Source organism: Janthinobacterium sp. BJB301 (assembly GCF_002735685.1).
GTDB lineage: Bacteria > Pseudomonadota > Gammaproteobacteria > Burkholderiales > Burkholderiaceae_D > Janthinobacterium > Janthinobacterium lividum.
Window position 1 is genome coordinate 714,272 of record NZ_PDZJ01000002.1, and the last position, 23,212, is coordinate 737,483.

Sequence of the window (23,212 nt, forward strand, 5' to 3'; positions counted from 1 at the left end):
CACCGAACCTGAAGAATGATTCAGGCATTCTTGGGCGCTTCTTCAGGACCACATTGCTATGCTTTTCCGGCGCTGTCATATCTCTGCCCGCGCCCCTTCTGACCGCCCGCCTGGGCACGGCATCCACGCATGCCCCATCACCATCAATAACAAGGAAATACGGGATGAACACGACCACCCGCAACGCCCTGGGCGCCAGCTGCGCCCTCGCTCTCGCCTGTTCGGCCCTGGCCGGCTGCGCCAAACCGACGGCGGCAGCCACGCCGCCCGCCCAATCGAGGCACCTGGACGACGGCAGCATCGCCGTCGACAAGATGTCGCCGCTGCGCCAGCGCCTGCAGGTCGCCGCCGTGCAGGAACAGGAGATCGCCACGCAGACGGATGCACCAGGCAGCATCGAAGCGATGCCGGAAAAACTGGTGAAAATCACGCCGCCGCTGGCCGGACGCATCACGCGTTTGCAGCGCGCCTTGGGCGACAGCGTGAAGGCGGGCGACCCGCTGTTCACGCTCGATTCGGCGGAACTGAGCGCCGCCTACGCGGACGACAGCAAGGCGAAGTCCGCCCTGCTGCAGGCGCGCCAGGAACTGGAGCGCCAGAAAACCCTGTTCGAGGCGGAAATCGCCGCGCGCAAGGAGTACGAAGCGGCGCAGGCGGCTTTTGCGCAGGCCGGCAGCGATGCCCAGGCCAGCGCCGACAAGCTGGCCCAGTACGGCGCCGGTACACGCGGTTCGCGCCGCGACTATGTCTTGCGCTCGCCGATCGCCGGCACCGTGATCGCCATGGAAGGCGCCCAGGGCGGCTACTGGAACGATATCAACGCGCCCGTCATGACGGTGGCCGATCTGTCCACCGTGTGGCTGTCGGCCAACGTGGCCGAGAGGGACCTGGCGCAGGTGGCCGTGGGACAAAAGACCAGCATCACCGTCGACGCCTGGCCTGGCAAGGCTTTTGAGGGCAAGGTCGCGTATGTGGGCGCCGTGCTCGATCCCGAGACGCGCACGGTGAAAGTGCGCGTGGCCATCGACAACCGCGCCGGAGCCTTCAAGCCGGGCATGTTCGCCCACGCGGGATTCGCCGGCGCTTCCCGCCGCGCCCTCCTCGTGCCAGCGGCCGCCGTGCTGCAAAGCGGGCCATCGACGCGCGTGATGGTGGAGCGCAGCCCGCAGGTGTTCTCGCCGCGCACAGTGGAAGTGGGCGCCAGCCATGGCGGGCAGGTGGAAATCGTCTCGGGCTTGCGCGCGGGCGAACGCATCGTCGTCAAGGAAGGAGTGCTGCTCAATGATTGACCGTTTCATCGCCACCTGCTGCCAGCGGCGCGGCATCGTCTGGCTGGTACTGCTGTTTGTCGCCGTCTACGGCGTCTATTGCTGGAAGCAGCTGCCCATCGAAGCCTACCCCGACATCGCCGACGTCACCTCGCAGATCGTCACGCAGGTGCCGGGCCTGGGCGCCGAGGAAATCGAACAGCAGATCACCATTCCACTGGAACGCGCCCTGCTCGGCACGCCGGGCATGCACGTGCTGCGCACGCGCAGCCTGTTCGCCCTGTCGCTGATCACGGTGGTGTTCGAGGATGGCAGCGATGGCTACTTCACGCGCGAGCGGCTGCAGGAACGCCTGGCCAGCGTGAACCTGCCGTACGAGGCCAAGCCGGGACTCGATCCCTATACCTCGCCCACGGGCGAGATCTACCGCTACACGCTGGAATCGAACACACGCTCGCTGCGCGAACTGTCCGAGCTGCAGTTCTGGACGGTGATCCCGCGCCTGCAGCAGGTGCGCGGCGTGGCCGACGTCAGCAATTTCGGCGGGCTGACGACGCAATTCATGCTGGAACTCGATCCCGCAAAACTCGACAGCTACGGTTTCTCGCTGGCGCAGGTCAAGGACGCCATCAACGCCAACAATATCAGCGGCGGCGGCAGCGTCATCGACCGTGGCCAGCAATCGTACGTGGTGCGCGGCGTGGGCTTGCTGCATTCCCTCGACGACATGGGCAATGTCGTCGTCAGCAGCAAGGACGGCGTGCCCGTGCTGGTGAAAGACCTGGGCAAGCTCGCCTACGGCAACGTGGAACGACGCGGCATCCTCGGCAAGGACGACAACCCCGACACCATCGAAGGCATCACCCTGCTGCTGAAGGATTTCAACCCGTCCGAGGCGCTGGCCGGCATCCACGCGGCCGTCGACGACCTCAATGCCAACCTGCTGCCGAAAGATGTGAAAGTGGTGCCCTACCTGGACCGCAGCTCGCTGATCGACGCCACCCTGCACACGGTCAGTTATACCTTGGGCGAAGGCATGCTGCTGGTCGCCCTCGTACTGCTGCTGTATCTGGGCAGCCCGCGCGCTGCCGCCATCGTCGCGCTGACGATCCCGCTGGCCCTGCTGATTGCCTTCATCTTCATGCACCACTTTAAAATTCCCGCCAATTTGCTGTCGCTGGGGGCGATCGACTTCGGCATCCTCGTCGACGGTTCCGTGGTGGTGCTGGAAAACATACTGCGCCGCCGCGAGCGGGAACAGGAGCGGCCCCTCACCCTGCAGGACGCCATCGACGCCACCCTGCAGGTGGCGCGCCCCATCATGTTCGGCATGGCCGTCATCATCGCCGCCTACCTGCCCCTGTTCGCCTTCCAGCGCATCGAATACAAGCTGTTCTCTCCCATGGCGTATGCGGTGGGCGCGGCGCTGGTGGGCGCGCTGGTGGTGGCCCTGGTGCTGATCCCCGGCCTGGCCTGGCTAGCCTTGCGCAAGCCGCGCCGCACCTTCCATAACCGCGCGCTGGACAAGCTGGCGGCCGCGTACGGCCGCTTCCTCGAGCGCATGGTGGGCAGGAAGCGCTGGGTGGCGATGGTGTGCGCCGCCTCGCTGGCGGGCCTGGCCCTGCTGGGCGGCAGCATCGGACGCGATTTCCTGCCCTATCTCGATGAAGGCTCGTTATGGCTGCAGGTGCAGATGCCGCCCGGGATCACCCTGGACAAGGCATCCGACATGGCCAGCGAACTGCGGCGGGCCGCGCTGGAGTTTCCGGAAGTGTCGACCATCGTCACGCAGACGGGACGCAACGACGACGGCACCGATTACTGGACGCCGTCGCACATCGAGGCGAGCGTGGGACTGCATCCATATACCAGCTGGAAATCGGGCATGAGCAAGCAGCAGCTGATCGCGAAAATGAATGAGCGCTTCGCGCGCATGCCCGGCTTTACGGTGGCCTTCATGCAGCCGATGATCGATGGCGTGCAGGATAAATTGTCGGGTGCGCACAGCGACCTGACGGTGAAAATCTTCGGCAACGACCTCGATGAAGTGCGCGCCATCGCCGGCAAGGTGGCGCACGTATTGAAAGGTGTCCCCGGCGCCTCCGACGTGGCCGTGGACGTGGAACCGCCGCTGCCCAACCTGAAGGTGGAACTGGACCGCGCAAAGGCGGCCCGCTACGGCATCAATGCGGCCGACGTGGCCGACCTGATTGCCACCGGCATCGGCGGCGCGCCCGTCGGCCAGGTCTACGTGGGCGAGAAAAGCTATGACATCGCCGTGCGCTTCCCGCCCGCCACGCGTTCCAGCCCCGACGCCATCGCCAGCCTGAAGCTCACGGCCGCCAACGACGCGAGGATTCCGCTGGCGCAGGTGGCCAGCATCAGCACCACCTCGGGCGAGAGCGTGATCGTGCGCGAAATGGGACGGCGCCACATCATCGTGCGCCTGAATGCCCGCGGGCGCGACCTGGCCGGCTTCCTGGCCGAAGCGCGCCCGCTGGTGGCGCAAGCCGTGGCAGGCGAGCACCAGCGCATCAGCGTCGAATGGGGCGGCCAGTTCGAGAACCTGCAGCGGGCGCAAAGCCGTTTGGCCCTGATCCTGCCGATGACGCTGGGCGCCATGTTCCTGCTGCTGTTTGGGCAGTTCCGCAACCTGCGCCAGCCCGCGCTGGTCTTGCTGGCCGTGCCGCTGGCCATGCTCGGTGGCCTGGCCGCGCTGCACCTGCGCGGCATGACCTTGAACGTGTCGAGCGCCGTCGGCTTCATCGCCCTGTTCGGCGTGGCCGTCCTGAACGCCGTGCTGATGCTGGCGCAGATCAACCGCTTGCGCGCCGACGAAGGGCGCAGTTTGCGCGACGCTGTCCTGGAAGGCGCCCGCGACCGCATGCGCCCTGTGCTGATGACGGCCACGGTGGCCGCCCTGGGTTTGACGCCGGCCATGCTGGCCACGGGTCTGGGCAGCGACGTGCAGCGCCCGCTGGCCACCGTCGTGGTGGGCGGCCTGGTGACGGCGACGGCGCTGACCCTGCTGCTGTTGCCGGCCCTGTATTACCTGATCGAGGCGCACGTACACAAACGCCAGACCGATACCGAAGGAGAGACCCATGACACGTTTTAATGTACTGCTGGCGGCCTGGCTGATCGCCCCTTGCGCCATCGCCGCCCCCCTGAGCTTTGAAACCTATTTGTCCGCCGTGGAAAGCCACAGCCTGGAGCTGCAGTCGCAGCAGGAAAGCATCGTCTCGGCCAAGGCCGGCATCGGCATCGCCGGCCTGCGTCCCGATCCCGAATTCACCCTGGGCGCCACGCGCGAAAGCGTGCGCAGCGTCGAACACCGTCCCGTCACGTGGAACCCGGCCATCAGCATGGCCATCGAGACGGGCGGCAAGCGCGCCGCGCGCTTGAAAGCCGCGCACAGCAATGTCGCGCTGGCCGAGGAAACGGTGGCCGGTTTCAGGAGCGAGCTGTATGGCACGGCCGCCGCCGCGTTCACGGAAGCGTGCCGTACGCGCGAAGTGGCCGCGCGCAAGGAGCAGACCATGGCGGCCCTGTCCAAGGTAGTCGAGGCGAATACCGTGCGGCGCAAGGCGGGCGACGTGGGCGGCATCGAGCTGCTGCAGTCGCGCGTGGAACGCGACCAGTTCCAGGCCGACTTGGCGCAGGCGCGCAGCGAGGCGGACAGCGCCATGCTGGCCCTGTCGCCGCCGCTGGGGCGCCAGTTCGATGCGCTGTTTCCGGAGGCGCAGCTGACGTGCGACTTCGCCGCGTATGAAAACCAGGATGCCAGGATGCTGGTACAGCAAGCGCTCGATGCCCGCAGCGATGTGCGCATCGCCCGCGCCACCCTGGACAACCTGCGCGACGGCGCGGCGCTGGTGCGCGCCAACCGCGCCGTCGACCCGACCGTGACGCTGGGCCTGGCCGCCGCGCGCGGCTACCATGATGGCATCGACGCCAGCGGCAATCCCGTCGAAGGCGCTCCCCGCTCCCGTGCGCTGTCCATCTCGCTGGCCATCCCCATTCCCCTGTCGCGGCGCGACAAGGGCGACATCGTACAGGCGGAAGCGGGCGTGACACAGGCGATGCTGGCCCTGCGCCAGGCGGAACTGACAGCGGAAACGCAAGTGCGCACGGCGCAGCGGCAGCTGCGGGCGGCGCAGGACAGGCTGGCGCGCTACCGTGACGGCGTGCTGGTCGATGCGCAAAAGGTGGTCGATGGCATGCGCTTGTCCTACTTCAGCGGCAATGCCTCGCTGCTGGAATGGCTGGCGGCGCAGCGCTCGGCCGACGAGGCGTACCAGGGCTATGTGCAGGCGCGCGCCGATGCGGCCATCGCCAGCACGCAGCTGCAACTGGCGATCGGCCAGCGGCCGCGCTTGTAGCGGGGAAGGAGAGAACGAGGAGATACCGGCGCGGCCATGCCGCACCGGTCGTCAGGAACGGAGAATTACTGGGGCTGGGCGGGAGCGTCGCCTTCGGCGGCCGGATCGGCGTCGACGTCGGCGTCGTCCGCTTCCGGCTCATCGCCCTCGCCGCCATCGGCCGGCTTCGGATTGTTTTTCGCTTCCAGCTTGCGCCTGGCTTTTTCCTCGGCTTTCTTCTTCTTTTCCAGCTCTTTTTGCCGTTTTTCGTATTGGAAATTTGTCTTGGCCATTTACTACCTCTTTAGTTTTTAGATGTTACAGATAAGCATATAAGCCACATTATGACGTAGTTGGACCAAACACCAAATGTTTAGCCTCGCGGATGATGCTGCGCATGCAGCAGTTTCAGCCGTTCGCGGGCCACATGCGTGTAAATCTGCGTCGTGGAAATATCGGAGTGTCCCAGTAACAATTGCACAACACGCAAGTCCGCGCCATGGTTCAGCAAATGGGTGGCGAACGCGTGGCGCAGGGTGTGCGGCGACAGCGGCGCCGTGATGCCGGCGTTCAGCGCGTGTTTTTTGATAATGACCCAGAACATTTGCCGCGTCATGGCGCCGCCGCGCCGCGTGACGAACAGCGCATCGTCCATCTGGCCGTCGAGAATCACGCCGCGCGCTTCCTTCAGGTAGCGTTCGATCCACAGCCGCGCCTGCTCGCCGAACGGCACCAGCCGCGTCTTGCTGCCCTTGCCCGTGATGCGCAGCACGCCATCGTTCAGGCTCAGCTCAACGGATTGCAAGTCCACCAGTTCCGACACGCGCAAGCCGCTCGCATACATGAGTTCCAGCATCGTGCGCTCGCGCAGGCCCAGCGGCGTGCTGACGTCGGGCGCCGCCAATAGCGCTTCCACCTGCGCTTCGCTCAAGGTATGCACGAAGCGCGCGGGCTGCTTGGCCGAGACCATCTTCAGGCACGGGTCGGCCGCGATATGCTTGTGCCGCAGGGCCAGCTGGTAAAAACGCTTGAGCACGGACAGGCGCCGGTTCGACGACGTGGCCTTGCTCTCGTCGTGGCGGGCGGCGAAATACGCCTCGATATCGGCCGTGGACACGTCGTACAGGCCCTCGCGCCCGGGCCGCGCCACTTCCAGCCAGCGCGAAAACAGCCGCATGTCGCGCCGGTAGGCGTCCAGCGAGTTTTTCGACAGGCCGTCTTCCAGCCACAGGCTGTCGCAGAATTCATCGATCAGGGTAGTGTTGTCGGGCGCCAGCAGGCTGTTCATCATCGTGTTGACCACCCCATGCCCGCCACGCCTTCATGCGCCAGCAGCCAGCGCTTTACGCCCAGGTGGAAGCCCGTCGCATCGTCATGGTGGGCAAAGCCGCCCAGGCCGCCAGCGGCCGTGACCCGGTGACAGGGTATGACCACGGGAAACCAGTTGGCGCCGCAGGCCTGCCCCACGGCGCGCGGCGCCGAGCCGATCAGGCGCGCCACGTCGCCATAGGTGCGCACCTGGCCGCGCGGGATGCCGGCGATCGCCGCCCATACCCGTTGCTGGTAGGCGCTGCCCGAGCATGCCAGCGGCAAGTCGAAGACCTGATCGGGATCGATAAAATAGCGCGCCAGTTGCTGGCACGCCCGCTCGGAGACGGCATCCTGCGCGTCGTTTTCCGCAAAGTGCGGCGGCAGATACACCAGCTCGCATACCTGGCCATCCTGCGTGCGCACGCCCATGGCGCCGAACGGCGCGGCCACGATGGCGCTGAACAGTTCACTGCCCTGTTGTTTTTTCATCTGCTGATCATTATTCAAGTGTGGCATATATGCAACCTGCCGGCGCCGGAAACAGCGCCACGGGAATTATGCACCGACTTTGGGCGTGCCGGCGGACGTTTCCCGGGGACGAAAAAAAAGCGCACCAGTCGGTGCGCTTCAAATATTGCTTCACGTTCCCGGTCGTTTGGGTCCGCCGGTGCCGGCTTGTGGCCGCAGACAGCTATGACTCAACAACTTCTGTGAAACGTGTGTCTCCTCAATATATCCCCGGTATCAATACCGTTTTTATAGACCACTCCCCCACTAACCTTGTTGCCAATTCTGTATTTCAGCCTTGCTACCTGGGCGTATATGCATATACGTGTTTCCCCTTAAGGCTGCCCATCATAGCGCATTTATTCGGCCGGATCGACTTTTTTTGCACCATGACGGGGACAACTGTTTTAGTTGTAAATTAAATTTGGCAGCCACAGCGAGATTTGTGGTACGTAGGTAATCAGCACCAGGAAGCCCAGCATCGTCAGCAGCCACGGCATCACGGCCACGGTCAGCTCCGAAATGCCCATCTTGGTAATGCCGGACGCCACGTACAGGTTCAGGCCCACGGGTGGATGGCACATGCCCACTTCCATATTGACCACGATCAAGATGCCGAAGTGCACAGGATCGATGCCCAGCTTCATGGCGACGGGGAACAAAATCGGCGCCATGATCAGCACGATCGACGACGGTTCCATGACGTTACCAGCCAACAACAACAGCACGTTGACCACCAACAGGAAGCTGATCACGCCCAGGCCCTTGCCCGTGATCCATTCGGCCATCGCTTGCGGGATATTTTCACTGGTCATCAGGAACGAGAACAGCACGGCATTGGTGATGATGTACAACAGCATCGCCGACATGGCGGCCGAGTCGAGCAAGACCTTGCCCACTTGCTTGATCTTCAAGTCCTTGTAGACGAAGACGGCGATAATGAAGGCGTACACGGCTGCCATGGCGGCCGCTTCCGTCGGCGTGAAGGCGCCCGAGTAGATGCCGCCCATGACGATGACGATCAGCAGCAGGCCCCAGGCGCTCTTCTTGAACGTGACGAAGCGCTCGCCCCAGCTGGCCTTTTTCATGCGTGGATAATTGTGCTTGCGCGCCAAGAACCACGTGGTCAGGCCCAGCAGCATGGCCAGCATCATGCCGGGAATCACGCCTGCCATGAACAGCTTGCCCACCGAGGTATTCGTGCTGACGGAATACATCACCATCACGATCGATGGCGGAATCAGGATGCCCAGCGCGCCCGAGGTGGTGATGACGCCAGCGCCGAAACCGCGCGGGTAGCCCTGCTTGACCATGGCCGGCAGGATGATGGAGCCGATCGCCACCACGGTGGCGGGGCTGGAGCCGGAGACGGCCGCAAACAGCGCGCACGCCATCACGCCGGCCAGCGCCAGGCCGCCATGCCAGTGGCCCACCATGGAGCTGGCGAAGTTGATCATGCGTCGCGCCACTCCGCCATGCGTGAGGAAGTTGCCCGCCAAAATGAAGAACGGGATGGCCATGATCTCGAATTTCTCGATGCCCGTGAAAATCTTCAGGGCCACCGATTCGATGGGCACGCTGGTCATGGTAAACAGGAACGTGAGTACCGTCAGGCCCAGCGAAATGGAAATCGGCATGCCGGTCAGCATCAGCGCCAGCAGCAACACAAAAATGATCAGCGCGTTCATGCCTTGGCTCCTTTTTCTTCAGCCGTCAGTTCGTCTTCCAGGCCCTCGACGTGCGAATGATCGTGTTTCGGCAAGGCGCCCGTCTTGATGAAATGCACCATCACTTGCAGGAAGCGGAAGCACATCAGGTAGGAACCGAGCGGCACGGCCAGGTAAACCAGCCACATCGGCACTTCCATGTCGGCCGAGGTCTGGTCCGTGTGGCCGATCGACCACACGAAGCTGGCGCCCAGGGTCCCCACGACACCCGTAAACAGGGCGCCGGCACCCAGGCCGAAGACGATGAAACGATCGCGCCAGCGCGGGTTCATGCGGTTGATCAAGACATCGACGCCCACGTGGATGCCCGTGCGTACGCCATACGCGGCGCCGAACTTGGCCATCCAGACGAACATGTAGATGCACAGTTCCTGGGCCCAGCTGGTATTGATTTGAATCAGGAAGTCTTGCACGACCGGTATCGGCAAGCCTGCCAGGTAGCGGTGCACGACCGCGACGAAGATGATGAAGGTGGCCGCGCCCATCAGGGTCGCGATCAGCCACTCTTCCAGGTGATCCAGAAATTTCATGGTGGACTTTCAAAGAATGCGGGTACGCTGACACCCGCGCAGGACGCGCAGGTGCCGTTGCTGCAGAAAGACAGGGATGCCCCTGAAAGCCGCACCGGGTGGCGCGGCCAGCGCTATTACTTCGCGCTTTCCTTGTTGATGGCCGAGATCAGGTCCTTGCCGATGCGCGCTTCCATGGTCTTTTGCACGGGCGCCAGCGCCTTGCGCCACTCGGCCTGTTCCTGCACCGTCAAGGTGTAGATCTGCGTCTTGCCCGCTTTCTTGATGGCGTCGAGGGCCTGGTCGTTGTCGCGCTGGGCGATGGCTTTTTCAAACGTGGTCGCTTCGCGCATGGCTTTTTCCAGCTGGGCGCGGATATCGGGCGGCAAGCCATCCCAGAATTTCTTGTTGACGATGACGGCATAGCCCAGGTAGCCGTGGTTCGACACGGTCACGTGCTTTTGCACTTCATGCATCTTTTGCGTGTACATATTCGACGGCGGATTTTCCGTGCCGTCGACCACGCCCGTCTGCAGCGCCTGATACACTTCCGAGAAGGCCAGCACCTGCGGATTGGCGCCCAGCGCGCGCATCTGCGCGTCGAGCACCTTGGACGACTGGATGCGCATTTTCAGGCCCTTGAAGTCGGCCGGGCTGTGCAGCGGCTTGTTGGCCGACATCACCTTGAAGCCATTGTCCCAGTAAGCCAGGCCCGTGATACCCTTGGGTTCCAGTTTTTTCAGCAGGCTCTTGCCGATTTCGCCTTCGGTAACGTTGTACAGCGCCGTCTTCGTGGGGAAAATGTAGGGCAGGTCGAACGCTTCGAACTCCTTCACGCCCAGCGGGCCGAACTTGGCCAGCGAGGGCGCCAGCATCTGTACGGCGCCCAGCTGCAGGGCTTCGAGTTCTTCCTTGTCCTTGTACAACTGGCTGTTCGGGTACAGTTCGACCTTGACCTTGCCATTCGTGGCTTTCTCGGCCAGCTGCTTGAAACGCTCGGCGGCCTGGCCTTTCGGCGTGTCCGTCGCCACGACGTGGCTGAACTTGATGACGATGGGGGCTTGCGCGTAAGCGTGCGCGCCGGCGGTGGCGCCGATGGCCGCGCACAGCGCGACGAACATGGTTTTCATCTGCATTTTTGTCTCCTGGATGGTTTTTAGAAAAACTTTATTATTTGTCTACTTGGATATTGTGCCAAAGAAACTGCTTCGGCTATTGTGGTTAACCACAATAGCCGGCTCCCGATAAGCCGCTACCCTGCCAGCCATGCCGACTCCCCCAACCCTTGCACGCCGCTTCAAGCTATCGAGCCCGATGCGCTGGCTGCTGCCCGTCATATTGCTGCTGCTGTTCCTGTCCATCCTGTTCTGGCTGCCCTGGCAGGCGCGCCAGATGGAAAGCAACGAGCGCCAGGAGCAATTGATCGCCGACACCCTGTGGGTGGAGCAGACCATCCGCTTCCAGCTGGCGCGCAACGAGGAAAGCCTGTTCAACCTGGGTGTCGATATCGCCAGCGCCTCGCTGGGTGCGGAAAAAGTGCACGAACGGCTGCAGCAGATGCTGCGCAATGGCCGCGAACTGCAACGCGTGCTGTGGCTCGACACCAGCGGCAAGGTGCTGGCCACCAGCGACAACAGCCTGCCGCATGCCCTGTCGTTTTCACCGGCCTCGCTGACGGCGGCCGACAATGCGCGCCGCCTGCACCGGGGCCAGTACGCCCAGCCTTCGCAGCAGAGCGGCTTTCCCGACGCGCCGCCGGGCGCCATGCTGATGGATTACCACCAGCCCCTGTTCGATGGCCAGCGCTATGTCGGCAGCCTGGTGGCCACCTACCAGATCAGCAGCCTGCTCGATGAAATGGTGCCGTGGTGGTTTGCGCAGGATAACCAGATTTCGCTGATCGACCGCGACGACAAGGTGCTGGCGCGGCGCGCCGCCGCCGGTCCCGGCCACGGCGTGTACACGCACAAGCGCGCGCTCGACGTGCCCGGCGCCACCATCACCTTGTTTACCGACAGCGTGAAAAGCCAGCCCAAGCTGCTGCCCAATCTGCTGGTCGGCTCCGTCATCGCCCTGTCGCTGGGTTTATTATGGAGCCTGCTGGCCCTGTGGCGGCATATTTCGCGCCGCCTGGTGGCCGAGGGCGCGCTGCGCCAGCAGATGCTGTTTCGCACGGCGATGGAAAACTCGCTGGTGACAGGCATGCGCGCGCGCGACCTCGAAGGAAGAGTCACATATGTGAATCCCGCGTTTTGCCAGATCGTCGGCTATCCGCCCGAGGAAATCCTGGGCCGTTTGCCGCCCATGCCCTACTGGGTGCCCGAGGCGCTGGAGGAATACCAGCAGCGCTTCGTCAAGGCCCTGGCCGGCAACCCCACGCCGCAGTTCGAAACCTATTTCCAGCGCCCCGACGGCACGCGCGTGGCCGTGCTGATCTTCGAAGCGCCGCTGGTGGACAAGAACGGCCAGCAGACGGGCTGGATGGGTTCCGTGCTCGATATCTCGGACCGCAAGCGGGTCGAGGAACTGAATCGCCAGCAGCAGGAAAAACTGCAAACGAGTTCGCGCCTGGCCACCATGGGCGAGCTGGCGTCGATGCTGGCGCACGAATTAAATCAGCCGCTGGCGGCCATTTCCAGCTACACCACGGGGGCGCTGAACCTGATCCGCCGCGCCATCGAGCATGACGCCCCCGTCGATCCGGGCACCTTGAAACCGGCGCTGGAGCAAGCCAGCGCGCAGGCGCAGCGGGCCGGCCAGATCATCCGCAGCGTGCACGATTTCGTGCGCAAAAGCGAGCCGCAGCGCCAGGATATCGCCATCCGCACACTGATCGACGGCATCCGCGCGCTGATCGACCTGCAGGCCCGCAAATACTATGTCACCATCCAGGAAGAGCTGCCGCCGGACCTGCCGCTGCTGCGCGCCGACCCCGTGATGATCGAGCAGGTGCTGCTGAACCTGACGCGCAACGCCATCGAGGCCATGCAGGATGCGGCGCCGGGACGGCGTATCATGCGCCTGCGGGCCAGCCACGACGCGCAGCAGGGCATGGTGACGGTGGACGTGATCGACCATGGCCACGGCATTCCCCAGGACGTGGCCGAGCGGCTGTTTTCGCCGTTTTTCTCGACCAAGTCCGAAGGCATGGGCATGGGCTTGAACATCTGCCGCACCGCCATCGAATTTCATGGCGGCGCGCTGACCTTCGGCGCCAACCCCGCTGGCGGTACCATCTTTACATTCAGCGTGCCGGCCGCGCCGCGCGCGCCGCACTCGAATTGACTAATAACGCACAACGACAAGCCGGAGACCCCATGCTACACATCATTGACGACGAAGAGGTCGTACGCGACTCCCTGTCCTGGCTGGCCGCCTCGCGCAGCATCGAGGCGCGCAACTATGCCAGCGCGCAGCAATTCCTAGATAGCCTGGACGGCAGCTTCGACGCCGCCGGCGACTGCGTGCTGCTCGACGTGCGCATGCCCGACATGAACGGCATCGCCCTGTTCGACCAGCTGGTCAAGCGCGACCTGACGGCGCGCCTGCCCGTGATTTTCCTCACCGGCCACGGCGACGTGCCGATGGCCGTGGACAGCCTGAAACGGGGCGCCTTCGATTTCTTTGAAAAGCCGTTCAACGACAACGACCTGATGGACCGCGTGCAGCAGGGACTGGCCAACTCGCGCCAGGCGGGCGAACTGGCCGCCGTGCATGCGCGCCTGGCCACCCTGTCGACGCGCGAACGCGAAGTGCTGGACCTGATTTTGGCGGGCAAGATGAACAAGGTGGTGGCCGACAAGCTGGGCATCAGCATGCGCACCGTGGAAGTCCACCGCGCGCATATCTTCGACAAGATGCAGGTCAAGACGGCGGTGGAGCTGGCGGGGTTGTTGAAGTAAAAAGCGTCCTGTACGCTAACGCGTCAGCATGACAGTAGATACCTTGCTGTCGGCCACGGTAACTTCCGTCGTGATCGTACCGCCTTGCTTGCTTTCGACAGGGGTGAATGCGCCGGGATAGAACACAGACCAGCTCACGTTGGTGGTGACGTAATACGTGCCGTCGGGTACATCCGTGAATTCGAACCGTCCTTCGCTGTCGGCCATGGTCGTACGGTCATAGTCACGGATCTTCGGACTGACAGTGCCGACTACCTGGCGTTTGTACAGCGACGCCGGCAGCATCGCCAGCTTGCGCGCATATTCCGTCTTCGGACGCAAGGTGACCTTCTCTCCACCAGCCTTCTTGAATTCGCCGCCTTTGGTCTTCATGAAGGCCTGTCCCTTGACGCCGCCACTGCCTGTTTTACTCAAGGCATCATATTCCGCCTGCTGGAATTCTGGCATGACAACAGGCGGACGCGGAGTGGAACACCCCATCAGCACCACAGCCAGCACGCTCAAAGATAGTAATTTCAACATTCCCTCCTGAATATTATTTCCCAAAAAAAATAATTATATGCAATTGGAAAGTTAAAAACCAGACAATCATCTCATGCGCAGTACCGACCGGCTGATAGGGCTGTTCAGCAATTATTCATCGTGATGCTCGTGATGCTCCGCCGCCCCATGCTTCCAGTAACTGGCCACATGCAGATGCAGCTTCGGCACACCGGCGTCAATAAAGTGCCCGCGCAAGCCCTGCACCTGCGCATGCTCGCACGCCACCCACACATAGCCGTCGCCATCCTGCGGCAAGGCGACCTTCGCCAATTCTTCCAGCAGCAGCGGCCCCTTGCCGCCATTGCGCGCTACCCAGCGCACGTCCAGCTGCGCGGCGCACTCCAACGCGATCTGTTCGCCGTCTTCGACGATCTCGATCACGGCAATCGCCCGCGCCGTGGCCGGCAACTGCTCCAGGCGGCGGGCAATGGCCGGCAAGGCCGTCTGGTCGCCCACCAGCACATACCAGTCGAAATCGAGCGGCACCAGCATGGAGCCGCGCGGTCCGCCCACGCCCAGGGTCTGGCCGGGCGCCGCTTGCGCCGCCCAGCTGGCCGCAGGGCCGTCGCCATGCAGCACGAAGTCGATTTCCAGCTCACGCCGCGCAGCGTCATAGCGGCGCGGCGTGTAATTGCGGGCGATGGGACGCGCGCCTTCCGCGTACTGGATGGGATTCGGGCCATTGCCCAGCACGGGAAACACGGGCGCTGTCTCGCCCGGGGCGGGGAAGAACAGCTTGACGTGATCGTCGTGCGCCGGCGAGACAAAGCCATCCAGGTCGTCGCCCGCCAGGGTGATGCGGCGCATGTGCGGCGTGATCTGCTCGGTGCGCACGACGGTGAGCACGCGCAGTTTCAAGTCATGCCGCACGCGCTCGATGGCATGCGGACGTGGTGCTGCAGGTGATGCAGTAGTCATTGCTTATCCTTGTAAAGTAGGCTCAGTGGCCGTCGACGATGGCATTCGCCGCCTGCTCCAGCACGGCGGAGACGCGCTCGGCTTCCGCGTCGTTCCAGCTGGTCTTGTTCAGCAACAGCGCATGCTTGAGGGTGTGCATGGCCTGGCGCACGCGCTCGGGCAAGGCGTTGCGCGCCTGGACGCGGGCAAACATGTCGAGCCGGGCCAGGATGCCATCCACCTGGGCGCGATTCTCGTCGAGATACGCGCGCCCCAGGTCCGTGATCGTGTAGAGCTTCTTGCCGCTGGCGCTCTCGCTTGAGGTGACGTGATCCTGCTCTTCCAGCAGGGTCAGGGTCGGGTACACGGCGCCCGGGCTGGGGGCGTAGGCGCCGCCGCAACGCTCTTCGATGGCCTTGATGATTTCATAGCCGTGGCGCGGGCTGATTTCGATCAGCGCCAGCACGATCAGCGGCAGGTCGCCGCGGCCGAAGACGCGCTCGGCCCGTTCGCCGCGCCCTCGTCCACCTGGGCCACCGGGGCCGCCATGGCCCATGCCGTCGCCGCGCTCGTCGAAACTGCGCGGGCCGCGGCCATGCATGGCGTATTCGCTGCGGTGCTCGTGGCGGTGTTCGCCATGGTGATGCTGCTGGCCGCAATGGCCGTGATGATGGTGATGGCCGCAATGGCCGTGATGGCCGTGATGGCCGTGTTCTGCGTGGTGTGAGTTTCTCATGTTTTCTCTTTAAAGATATATCGTTAGTAGGTATCGTCATTTTATAACGATATATCGATAAGTCAAGGAGAAATTTGTTATGCTCGTCTTTCCGCAATCGACACGCCGATGCCATGCCTGAAAAAACTGTCCCAGAAAAAATGTATGTGAAAAATGCCACGGCCCTGGCCGTGCTCAATGACGGCGGCGAACATGGGGAATTGCTGGCGCAGTTGCCGCCAGAGCGGCTGGTGCGGGACGGTGAAAATGCCGACTGGCTATTGCTGTTCGCGCGCAGCCGCGCGGAACTGGAGCTGTACCTGCCGGTGGCGCAGGCGCGCCTGGCGCCCGGCGGCGCGGTCTGGGTGGCATACCGCAAGGGCGGAATCAAAGCGGGCAGCGACATCCAGCGCGACGATATCCGCGACTTTGCGCAAACCATGGGCCTCGACAGCGTGGCCATGGTCGCCATCGATAGTCAGTGGTCGGCGCTGCGCCTGAAGCAGGTTTAAACGCAGGGATAAACGCAGAAATAAACGCAGGTCAGGCGATGCCGTGCAGCGCCAGCGCCCATTCGACGTGTTCGCGCACGATGGCCGACGGATGCTCGCGGCGCGACAGCAGGGCCGCGACGATGTCGGCCTGGCCCCGGGCCTTGGTCGCCGCGTTGCCCATGCCGACGGCCAGGTTGCGCAGCCAGCGTTCGTGGCCGATGCGGCGGATCGCGCTGCCTTCCATGCGGCGGTTGAATTCCTCTTCCGTCCAGGCGAACAGTTCCACCATGCCGGCGCTGCCCAGGCTGTGGCGCTCGTCGAAGTCCGGCACGACGGCGCGCTGGGCGAACTTGTTCCACGGGCAGACGGTCTGGCAATCGTCGCAGCCATACACCTTGTTGCCGATCAATGGGCGCATCTCGACGGGGATGGCCCCCTTCAATTCGATCGTCAGGTAGGAGATGCAGCGGCGCGCGTCAAGCTGGTACGGCCCCAGGATGGCTTGCGTCGGGCACACCGTGATGCACGCCGAGCACTGGCCGCAGCGCGGTGTCTCCGGCGGGTCGACGGGCAGCGGCACGTCGATGAGTATCTCGCCGAGGAAAAAGAAGGAGCCGCCCTGGCGGTTGATCAGCAAGGTATGCTTGCCGCGCCAGCCCAGCCCGCCCTTTTGCGCCAGCTCGACCTCCATCACGGGCGCCGAATCGCTGAAGACGCGGTAGCCGAAGTCACCGATCTCGCCCTTGATGCGCTCGGCCAGCTGCTGCAGGCGCGAACGCATGACCTTGTGATAGTCGCGGCCGCGCGCATACACGGAGATCACGGCCGCCGCGGGATCGGCATCGCGCGCCGCCTCGTGCTCACGCCAGTCGGGCCCCAGCGCCGGCGGCAGATAATTCATGCGCGCGCTGATGGCGCGCACCGTGCCCGGCACCAGTTCGGCCGGGCGCGCGCGCTTCATGCCGTGGCTGGCCATGTAATCCATTTCGCCGTGATACCCTGCATCGAGCCAGGCTTGCAAGGGCGCTTCCATGTGCGACAGGTCCACGTCGGCGATACGCACCTCGGCAAAACCCAGCTCGCGCCCCCATTCTTTAATGGTGCGCGCCAAGGCGGCGAGATCGGTGACGGTGGCGGACATAGGGGACTTTACGGAAAACGGCAGGCGCGCGGGCGGTTACAATGACAGCAGCCTCCATTTTATGCGATACCGAAGATAATGACCGAACACTTCAAAGCCCACCTCCACGACGAAGCCGGCACCGCCGCGCTGGGCGCCGCGCTGGCGCGCGCACTGGCGCCGGGCCTGGCGATCTACCTGCACGGCGACCTTGGCGCCGGCAAGACGGCCCTCACGCGCGCCCTGCTGCACGCGGCCGGCCATGCGGGCCACGTGAAAAGCCCCACCTATACCTTGTCCGAACCGTACACGGTGCAGCTCGATGGCCAGAGCGTCAACGTCATCCATTTCGACCTGTACCGCATGGGCAGCGCCGAGGAATTCCTCGACGCGGGTTTTCGCGAAGACTTCGACGGCCGCAATATCTGCATCGTCGAATGGCCGGAGAAAGCCGAGCCGGTGCTGCCGCCGGCCGACCTGAATATTTATTTGAACGTTGCGGGTACAGGACGTGATGTAGAATTGCAAGCGTCTTCTGAATTGGGTCTGTCATGCCTTCACCGTCTCAAATTCGCCCCGAACCTTTGATCTCCTCGCCCATCACCCGGCGCACGGTACTCAAGGCCGGCGGCACCCTGCTGCTGTCCGTGTTCGCGCCCATGTCGGCGATGGCGGCGCAAATTCTCGCCGTGCGCGTCTGGCCGGCCGAGGACTATACCCGCGTCACGCTGGAAAACGACAGCATCCTCAAGGCGACCCACTTCATCGTCAAGGACCCGGAACGCCTGGTGGTCGACATCGAAGGACTGGAACTCAATCCAACGCTCAAGGGCCTGGTGGCGAAGATCCAGTCGAACGACCCGTACATCAAGCAGGTGCGCGTGGGCCAGAACCGGCCCAACGTCGTGCGCCTGGTATTCGACCTGAAGGAAGAGGTCACGCCGCAGCTGTTTACGCTGCCGCCGGCCGGCTCCTACAACCACCGTTTGATTTTCGACCTGTATCCCGTGCACGAGCCGGACCTGATCGCGCAAATGATCGAAAAGGGCGACTGGTCGAGCGACCCTGCCAAGCCGCCAATGGCCGGCACGCATACGCCGCCGCCCGCGCTGCCCCTGCCCGAGAGCGGCAAGCCGCCCGTCGCCGCCGTCGTGCCACCGGTAGCGCCCATCGTGCCGCCCGTGCCCGATATCCGTCCGGAACAGCGTCCCGAAGCACGTCCCCTGCCGGGCCAGAAAGTGGTGCGCATGATTACCATCGCGCTCGATCCCGGCCACGGCGGCGAAGATCCTGGCGCCATGGGCAGCCGGGGCAGCCGCGAAAAAGACGTGGTGCTGGCCATCGCCAAGCGCCTCAAGACCAAGCTGGAACTGCAGCCCAACATGCGCGTCATGCTCACGCGCGACGCCGATTTCTTCGTCCCGCTGGGCATGCGCGTGGAAAAGGCGCGCAAGGTGCAGGCCGACCTGTTCGTCTCGATCCACGCCGACGCCTTCATCCAGCCGACGGCGCGCGGTTCGTCCGTCTTCGTGCTGTCCGAAAAGGGTGCCACCTCGACGGCCGCGCGCTGGCTGGCCAACAAGGAAAACCAGGCCGACCTGATCGGCGGCGTGAACGTAAAGAACCACGACAAGCAGCTGGCCAGCGTGCTGCTCGACCTGTCGACGACGGCGCAGATCAATGACAGCATGAAGCTGGGCAAGGCCGTGCTGCGCGAAATCGGCGGCATCAACCGTCTGCACAAGGGTTCCGTCGAGCAGGCCGGCTTCGCCGTGCTGAAAGCGCCGGACATTCCCTCCATCCTGATCGAGACGGCGTTCATCTCCAATCCGGAAGAAGAAGCCAAGCTGACCGACAACGGCTATCAGGACCAGATGGCCGACGCCATCGTCACGGGCATCAAGAATTATTTTGCCAAGAATCCGCCGCTGGCGAAAAGCCGCCTGACCTGACATGAAAGCCTAGCATGAGCAAGAGTATCTTTGGCGAGCTGCCGGCCGTGACCATCCGCGCCGCCGACGGCGCGCAGGCGACCGTCACCCTGTACGGCGGCCACCTGGTCTCGTGGCAGACCAGCGATGGCCAGGAGCGCCTGTTCTGCAGCCGGGATTCCGCGCTGGACGGCAGCCGCGCCATCCGTGGCGGCGTGCCCGTGATCTTTCCCCAGTTCGGCGCGCGCGGCACGGGCATGCGCCACGGCTTTGCGCGCGTGGCGACCTGGCAGCTGGAATCGAGCGGCGACACCGATGGCGCCGCATGGGCGCAATTTGCCCTGACCCAGGCTGACTTGCCGGAAGCGATCGCCACCACCTGGGCCTATGCCTTCACCTTGCGCCTGCGCGTGGCCGTCAAGGCGCAGACGCTGGAACTGAACCTGTCCGTGCATAACACGGGCGAGCAGGCGTTTCCATTCTCGGCGGCCCTGCACAGCTATTTTTCGATAGATCAATTGAGCGAGGCGCGCGTCGGCGGCTTGCAGCGCGTGCGCTATTCGGACGAAACGCCGCAAGATGCCTTGCAGGCGGAAGAGGTGCTGCAATTCGCGGACAAGCTGGACCGCATCTACTACCAGCTGCCGGGCGCCTTGAGCCTGCAGTCCGGCGGCCATACGCTGCGCCTGGAACAGCAGGGCTTTACGGACGCCGTCGTGTGGAACCCGGGCGCGCAAGACGCGGCCGCCCTGCCCGACCTGGCCGACGATGAATACCAGCGCTTCATCTGCATCGAGCCGGCCCTGATCCAGCCCGACCTGCTGGCCGCCGGCGCCGAATGGACGGGCCGCCAGCATCTCGCATTTATTTAATTCGATTCCTTGATGATGCGTCCATTTGAAGGCTGGATTGGGCGCGCATTCAAGGGATACAAGCGGCTGAACAGCGCCATCTGCGCCGGCGAAGCCTGCACCGGCTGCTTCATCACCAGCCACAACACGCCTTCGCTGCAAGGCGGCTCCGTCATCGATCCCATGTACGTGTAGTACTCGCGCCGCGTGGGCAGCATCTCGGCCGGGTCGAGCAGGATGGTCGGCTGCATGGTCTCGAATTTTTCCAGCGGCAGGTTGTTCCACACGGTCTGGATGGTCGCCTGCGGCGCGCCCCGCTCCAGCAGCAGCGCCAGCACGGCTTGCCGGCCTTCCGCATCGCGGTGCACCAGGTGCACCACCATCTCGAATGCCTTGCCATTGATGCGCTCTTCGGACGGGCGGTGGAAATGGAATTGCTGCAGCTCGAACATGCGGTTCTGCACCGTGATGTAATTGCCGCCGCTCACGCCCACCTGCACCGTATGGCCATTGTCGACCACATTGAACGACGACGGATGGTAGTCAAAGCTGATCTGCTCGAGTTCCACCTTCATGCCGTCGCGGATATCGATCGGCGACTGCCGGCTGCCATTGCCGCACTTGGCCCAGTCGACATTGATCTTGCTCCAGTGGGCCGGGCCGCTGTCGCCCTCGTACGACCAGTGCGTGCCGCGCGGCACGGGCGGTGGTGGCGGCGGCGCGGCCTTCACCACGGCGGCGCGCTTGGCGCGGGCGGCGGCGCGGGCCGCCTGGGTGGCGCGCATTTCCGCCAGGCGCGCCGCTATGCGTTCGGACAGGTCGACTTCGGCCGCTTCTTCCTTTTCGCGCGCCGTGGGTGCGACGACGACAGGCGCCTTGGCCTCCTTGCCCTTCACCGATTCGGTCAGGGTTTTCATGGCGGCCGCGCGCGCCGACGCCGACATGGGCGCGGATGCGGCGGCGCTCGCCGGGGCGGGGGCATCTTTGGCGCTTGCCATGGCCGTCATCGCGGCAAGGCTGCAAGCTAACAGGGCGCTCAAATGTCGCATGGAAATCCAGAAAGTGAGAATACCCTCTGGTTTACGGCTGGAAAGCAACAAAACTTGAATCAGCGCGGGAGTAAAACAGAAACAAGGCAGAGAAAAACGGGATCCGGGGCCGGCTGCGGGCTGTGCCGCAGCGCGCTTGCCCCGGATCCATGCGGCCTTACGCTTACGCCGACTTGCCGACCATGCGCTTGTAGAGTTTCCACAAGCCGCCCAGTACCACCGGCACGACGGCGGCGCCGACACCGATCAGCACGATCAAGGTCAGGTGGTCGCGGATCCACGGGATATTGCCGAAGAAGTAACCCGCCGTCACCAGACCGACCACCCACAACAGGGCGCCCGTCACGTTGTACATCTGGAAGCGTGCATGCGTCATGTCGGAAATGCCAGCGACGAACGGCGCGAAGGTACGCACCACTGGCACGAAACGGGCCAGGATGATGGTCTTGCCGCCGTGCTTTTCAAAGAATTCGTGCGTGCGGCGCATGGCATCCTTGTTGATCCAGCGGTAATCGTGGGTAAACACCCTTTGCCCGATGGCCTCGCCTATCCAGTAATTGAGCGTGTTGCCCGTGATGGCCGCCGTGACAAGCAGGAAGATCAGCAAGCCCAGGTGCATCTGCCCTGTCGCGCAGAACGCGCCGGCGATAAACAGCAAGGTATCCCCAGGGAAGAAAAACAGCACCACGAGGCCTGTCTCGCAAAAAATAATGGCGAACAGCACCGCATACACGAGGGTACCGTACTGCTCGATCAAGAGACCCAGCGTCTTGTCGACATGCACGATCATGTCGAGGAATTGCACAAAATCCATATATTTTTCCCTAAAGGTAGCGGCGGAATCATACACCACCCGGCCAGCGCAACGGCAGTCCCCGGCCCGATATTTCAGGATTAATTATGCGGTGCCCGTGCGCGTGTGGCATTTTAAGGAAAGGTTAAGGAATTACCGCCGCCAACTCGCTCAGGCCAGTTTTCCTGCTGGCATACCATGTTCGGCCCGCGCAACGTTTTTTCAGCGAAATATTGCCATTCCGGTATACACTTTCTGACCGGCGCAACCCGCGCCGACCAGGAGAAAACATGTATCGACACCCACTGAGCGGCCTGACCATGGCCACCGTACTGGGCCTTGCGCATCTGACTGCCCACGCGGCGCCTGTGCAGATCAAGGCGCCCGCCGAACTGCCCGCCAAAGCGGGCTTGGCCGACGTGATCAAGGCTTCGAAACCATCCGACTGGCGTCCGCTGGATCCGGACAACACCCTGTACCTGGACATTCCCGCCGGCCGCGTGGTGATCGAATTGGCGCCAGACTTCGCACCGAAGCACGTGGCCAACATCAAGGCCCTGGTGGCCGAACAGTATTACGACGGCCTGGCCATCACGCGCGCGCAGGACAACTGGGTGGCGCAGTGGGGCGATCCGAACGAGAAAAATCCCAAGCCGATCCAGCATGCGCAGCGCACCTTGCCCGGCGAATTCACCGTGCCCTTGAAAAACGTCAAGAGCTTCACGCGCCTGCCGGACGTCGATGGCTATGCGCCGCAAGTGGGGCATTCGAACGGCTTCCCGTCCGCGCGCGACCCGAAAACCGGCACGGCCTGGCTCACGCATTGCTACGCCACCGTGGGCGTGGGCCGCGACAGCGCCAGCGACAGCGGCGGCGGCACGGAACTGTACGCCGTCATCGGCCAGTCGCCGCGCCACCTGGACCGCGACATCACGGTCGTCGGCAGAGTCGTCTCCGGCATGCCATTGCTGTCGACCCTGCCGCGCGGCACGGGGCCCATGGGCTTTTATGACAGCCCCGAGAAAAACGTGCCGATCAAGTCCATCCGCCTGGCCTCCAGCGTGCCCTTGGCACAACGCGCAAACCTGGAAGTGATGCGCACCGACAGCGCCGCCTACCAGGCCGTGCTGGACGCCCAGCGCCACCGCGGCGGCCCGTGGAGCAAGGTCACGGCCGGCCATATTGACTTGTGCAATGCGCCGATACCGGTGCGGGAGGTGGCGAAGTAGCCGAT

The 23,212-nt window shown here is 63.8% G+C and carries 22 protein-coding genes; 10 read left to right on the plus strand and 12 right to left on the minus strand.

Going from position 1 to position 23,212, the window contains the following annotated elements; genetic code table 11:
• Positions 1-164: 164 nt before the first annotated feature.
• From CSQ91_RS16505 to CSQ91_RS16515, 3 genes are read left to right on the plus strand one after another with little or no spacing between them, the layout of a single operon-like run.
• Positions 165-1,289 (plus strand): efflux RND transporter periplasmic adaptor subunit, encoded by a 1,125-nt coding sequence (locus CSQ91_RS16505; RefSeq protein WP_099388989.1) that lies wholly within the window; start codon positions 165-167, stop codon positions 1,287-1,289.
• Complete coding sequence (locus CSQ91_RS16510; protein ID WP_099388990.1) at positions 1,282-4,386, plus strand: efflux RND transporter permease subunit; 3,105 nt, start codon at positions 1,282-1,284, stop codon at positions 4,384-4,386. The genes CSQ91_RS16505 and CSQ91_RS16510 overlap by 8 nt, the downstream gene beginning before the upstream one ends.
• Positions 4,373-5,650 (plus strand): TolC family protein, encoded by a 1,278-nt coding sequence (locus CSQ91_RS16515; protein WP_099388991.1) that lies wholly within the window; start codon positions 4,373-4,375, stop codon positions 5,648-5,650. Before CSQ91_RS16510 ends, CSQ91_RS16515 begins: the two co-directional genes overlap by 14 nt.
• Before the next feature lie 65 nt (positions 5,651-5,715).
• On the opposite strand, the gene CSQ91_RS16520 is transcribed toward CSQ91_RS16515, so the two are convergent.
• The 6 genes from CSQ91_RS16520 to CSQ91_RS16545 all read right to left on the minus strand — a co-directional run bounded on the left by CSQ91_RS16520 (position 5,716) and on the right by CSQ91_RS16545 (position 10,813).
• Positions 5,716-5,922 (minus strand): hypothetical protein, encoded by a 207-nt coding sequence (locus tag CSQ91_RS16520; protein WP_070257461.1) that lies wholly within the window; start codon positions 5,920-5,922, stop codon positions 5,716-5,718.
• A gap of 80 nt (positions 5,923-6,002) precedes the next feature.
• Positions 6,003-6,920 carry a site-specific tyrosine recombinase XerD gene (gene xerD / locus CSQ91_RS16525; protein WP_231958314.1) on the minus strand — a complete coding sequence of 306 codons (918 nt, stop codon included), beginning with the start codon at positions 6,918-6,920 and terminating at the stop codon, positions 6,003-6,005.
• Positions 6,917-7,429, minus strand: coding sequence for a methylated-DNA--[protein]-cysteine S-methyltransferase (locus tag CSQ91_RS16530; RefSeq protein ID WP_099388992.1), 513 nt, complete (start codon positions 7,427-7,429; stop codon positions 6,917-6,919). Before CSQ91_RS16530 ends, xerD begins: the two co-directional genes overlap by 4 nt.
• Before the next feature lie 425 nt (positions 7,430-7,854).
• Complete coding sequence (locus tag CSQ91_RS16535) at positions 7,855-9,135, minus strand: TRAP transporter large permease (RefSeq protein WP_070257459.1); 1,281 nt, start codon at positions 9,133-9,135, stop codon at positions 7,855-7,857.
• Positions 9,132-9,704: a TRAP transporter small permease gene (locus tag CSQ91_RS16540; protein WP_034780017.1), complete on the minus strand. Its 573-nt coding sequence runs from the start codon at positions 9,702-9,704 to the stop codon at positions 9,132-9,134. The genes CSQ91_RS16535 and CSQ91_RS16540 overlap by 4 nt, the downstream gene beginning before the upstream one ends.
• 116 nt (positions 9,705-9,820) lie before the next feature.
• Positions 9,821-10,813: a TRAP transporter substrate-binding protein gene (locus CSQ91_RS16545; protein WP_373606054.1), complete on the minus strand. Its 993-nt coding sequence runs from the start codon at positions 10,811-10,813 to the stop codon at positions 9,821-9,823.
• A 136-nt stretch (positions 10,814-10,949) separates the two neighbouring features.
• Here CSQ91_RS16545 and CSQ91_RS16550 point away from each other — a divergent pair, with 136 nt between their 5' ends.
• Positions 10,950-12,968 (plus strand): sensor histidine kinase, encoded by a 2,019-nt coding sequence (locus CSQ91_RS16550; RefSeq protein ID WP_257217376.1) that lies wholly within the window; start codon positions 10,950-10,952, stop codon positions 12,966-12,968.
• 32 nt (positions 12,969-13,000) lie between these two features.
• Positions 13,001-13,585, plus strand: coding sequence for a response regulator transcription factor (locus CSQ91_RS16555; protein WP_034780029.1), 585 nt, complete (start codon positions 13,001-13,003; stop codon positions 13,583-13,585).
• A gap of 15 nt (positions 13,586-13,600) precedes the next feature.
• Here the strand turns inward: CSQ91_RS16555 and CSQ91_RS16560 are convergent, their stop codons facing one another.
• The 3 genes from CSQ91_RS16560 to CSQ91_RS16570 all read right to left on the minus strand — a co-directional run bounded on the left by CSQ91_RS16560 (position 13,601) and on the right by CSQ91_RS16570 (position 15,761).
• Positions 13,601-14,104: a hypothetical protein gene (locus CSQ91_RS16560; protein ID WP_143451041.1), complete on the minus strand. Its 504-nt coding sequence runs from the start codon at positions 14,102-14,104 to the stop codon at positions 13,601-13,603.
• Positions 14,105-14,218: 114 nt separating this feature from the next.
• Entirely contained in the window at positions 14,219-15,046 is an 828-nt protein-coding gene (locus tag CSQ91_RS16565; protein ID WP_099388995.1) for a siderophore-interacting protein, read from the minus strand.
• Positions 15,047-15,068: 22 nt separating this feature from the next.
• Positions 15,069-15,761 carry a PadR family transcriptional regulator gene (locus tag CSQ91_RS16570; protein ID WP_099388996.1) on the minus strand — a complete coding sequence of 231 codons (693 nt, stop codon included), beginning with the start codon at positions 15,759-15,761 and terminating at the stop codon, positions 15,069-15,071.
• A gap of 146 nt (positions 15,762-15,907) precedes the next feature.
• Here CSQ91_RS16570 and CSQ91_RS16575 point away from each other — a divergent pair, with 146 nt between their 5' ends.
• Entirely contained in the window at positions 15,908-16,252 is a 345-nt protein-coding gene (locus tag CSQ91_RS16575; protein WP_180278447.1) for a DUF3052 family protein, read from the plus strand.
• Between the two features lie 31 nt (positions 16,253-16,283).
• Here CSQ91_RS16575 and queG read toward each other — a convergent pair whose 3' ends face one another.
• Complete coding sequence (queG, locus tag CSQ91_RS16580; protein WP_034780040.1) at positions 16,284-17,375, minus strand: tRNA epoxyqueuosine(34) reductase QueG; 1,092 nt, start codon at positions 17,373-17,375, stop codon at positions 16,284-16,286.
• 78 nt (positions 17,376-17,453) lie between these two features.
• Here queG and tsaE point away from each other — a divergent pair, with 78 nt between their 5' ends.
• Genes tsaE through CSQ91_RS16595 form a run of 3 tightly spaced genes read left to right on the plus strand, consistent with a single transcriptional unit; the run spans position 17,454 to position 20,157 of the window.
• Complete coding sequence (gene tsaE, locus CSQ91_RS16585) at positions 17,454-17,942, plus strand: tRNA (adenosine(37)-N6)-threonylcarbamoyltransferase complex ATPase subunit type 1 TsaE (RefSeq protein ID WP_034780043.1); 489 nt, start codon at positions 17,454-17,456, stop codon at positions 17,940-17,942.
• Positions 17,906-19,306, plus strand: a complete 1,401-nt coding sequence (locus CSQ91_RS16590; RefSeq protein ID WP_070281515.1) for an N-acetylmuramoyl-L-alanine amidase — start codon at positions 17,906-17,908, stop codon at positions 19,304-19,306. The genes tsaE and CSQ91_RS16590 overlap by 37 nt, the downstream gene beginning before the upstream one ends.
• Before the next feature lie 14 nt (positions 19,307-19,320).
• Positions 19,321-20,157, plus strand: a complete 837-nt coding sequence (locus CSQ91_RS16595) for a D-hexose-6-phosphate mutarotase (RefSeq protein WP_099388998.1) — start codon at positions 19,321-19,323, stop codon at positions 20,155-20,157.
• Here the strand turns inward: CSQ91_RS16595 and CSQ91_RS16600 are convergent.
• Together CSQ91_RS16600 and CSQ91_RS16605 are read right to left on the minus strand one after the other, a co-directional pair.
• A complete protein-coding gene (locus tag CSQ91_RS16600; protein WP_373630530.1) occupies positions 20,154-21,134 on the minus strand; it encodes a carbonic anhydrase in 981 nt (326 codons plus the stop codon). The two genes, CSQ91_RS16595 and CSQ91_RS16600, sit on opposite strands and share 4 nt — an antisense overlap.
• Positions 21,135-21,348: 214 nt before the next feature.
• Entirely contained in the window at positions 21,349-21,999 is a 651-nt protein-coding gene (locus tag CSQ91_RS16605; protein ID WP_034780059.1) for a VTT domain-containing protein, read from the minus strand.
• 269 nt (positions 22,000-22,268) lie between these two features.
• On the opposite strand from CSQ91_RS16605, the gene CSQ91_RS16610 reads away from it, so the two are divergent.
• Entirely contained in the window at positions 22,269-23,207 is a 939-nt protein-coding gene (locus tag CSQ91_RS16610) for a peptidylprolyl isomerase (RefSeq protein ID WP_099388999.1), read from the plus strand.
• Positions 23,208-23,212: the final 5 nt, after the last annotated feature.

Bases quoted from the DNA above. Each gene is read 5' to 3' on its own strand.
- CSQ91_RS16610 (WP_099388999.1), top strand. From the start codon at position 22,269: ATGTATCGACACCCACTGAGCGGCCTGACCATGGCCACCGTACTGGGC.
- CSQ91_RS16565 (WP_099388995.1), bottom strand. From the start codon at position 15,046: ATGACTACTGCATCACCTGCAGCACCACGTCCGCATGCCATCGAGCGC.
- tsaE (WP_034780043.1), top strand. From the start codon at position 17,454: ATGACCGAACACTTCAAAGCCCACCTCCACGACGAAGCCGGCACCGCC.
- CSQ91_RS16590 (WP_070281515.1), top strand. From the start codon at position 17,906: ATGCCTTCACCGTCTCAAATTCGCCCCGAACCTTTGATCTCCTCGCCC.
- CSQ91_RS16540 (WP_034780017.1), bottom strand. From the start codon at position 9,704: ATGAAATTTCTGGATCACCTGGAAGAGTGGCTGATCGCGACCCTGATG.
- CSQ91_RS16530 (WP_099388992.1), bottom strand. From the start codon at position 7,429: ATGAAAAAACAACAGGGCAGTGAACTGTTCAGCGCCATCGTGGCCGCG.
- CSQ91_RS16515 (WP_099388991.1), top strand. From the start codon at position 4,373: ATGACACGTTTTAATGTACTGCTGGCGGCCTGGCTGATCGCCCCTTGC.
- CSQ91_RS16600 (WP_373630530.1), bottom strand. From the start codon at position 21,134: ATGGCAAGCGCCAAAGATGCCCCCGCCCCGGCGAGCGCCGCCGCATCC.
- queG (WP_034780040.1), bottom strand. From the start codon at position 17,375: ATGTCCGCCACCGTCACCGATCTCGCCGCCTTGGCGCGCACCATTAAA.
- CSQ91_RS16510 (WP_099388990.1), top strand. From the start codon at position 1,282: ATGATTGACCGTTTCATCGCCACCTGCTGCCAGCGGCGCGGCATCGTC.
- CSQ91_RS16545 (WP_373606054.1), bottom strand. From the start codon at position 10,813: ATGAAAACCATGTTCGTCGCGCTGTGCGCGGCCATCGGCGCCACCGCC.
- CSQ91_RS16595 (WP_099388998.1), top strand. From the start codon at position 19,321: ATGAGCAAGAGTATCTTTGGCGAGCTGCCGGCCGTGACCATCCGCGCC.
- CSQ91_RS16550 (WP_257217376.1), top strand. From the start codon at position 10,950: ATGCCGACTCCCCCAACCCTTGCACGCCGCTTCAAGCTATCGAGCCCG.
- xerD (WP_231958314.1), bottom strand. From the start codon at position 6,920: ATGATGAACAGCCTGCTGGCGCCCGACAACACTACCCTGATCGATGAA.
- CSQ91_RS16570 (WP_099388996.1), bottom strand. From the start codon at position 15,761: ATGAGAAACTCACACCACGCAGAACACGGCCATCACGGCCATCACGGC.
- CSQ91_RS16520 (WP_070257461.1), bottom strand. From the start codon at position 5,922: ATGGCCAAGACAAATTTCCAATACGAAAAACGGCAAAAAGAGCTGGAA.
- CSQ91_RS16535 (WP_070257459.1), bottom strand. From the start codon at position 9,135: ATGAACGCGCTGATCATTTTTGTGTTGCTGCTGGCGCTGATGCTGACC.
- CSQ91_RS16555 (WP_034780029.1), top strand. From the start codon at position 13,001: ATGCTACACATCATTGACGACGAAGAGGTCGTACGCGACTCCCTGTCC.
- CSQ91_RS16505 (WP_099388989.1), top strand. From the start codon at position 165: ATGAACACGACCACCCGCAACGCCCTGGGCGCCAGCTGCGCCCTCGCT.
- CSQ91_RS16605 (WP_034780059.1), bottom strand. From the start codon at position 21,999: ATGGATTTTGTGCAATTCCTCGACATGATCGTGCATGTCGACAAGACG.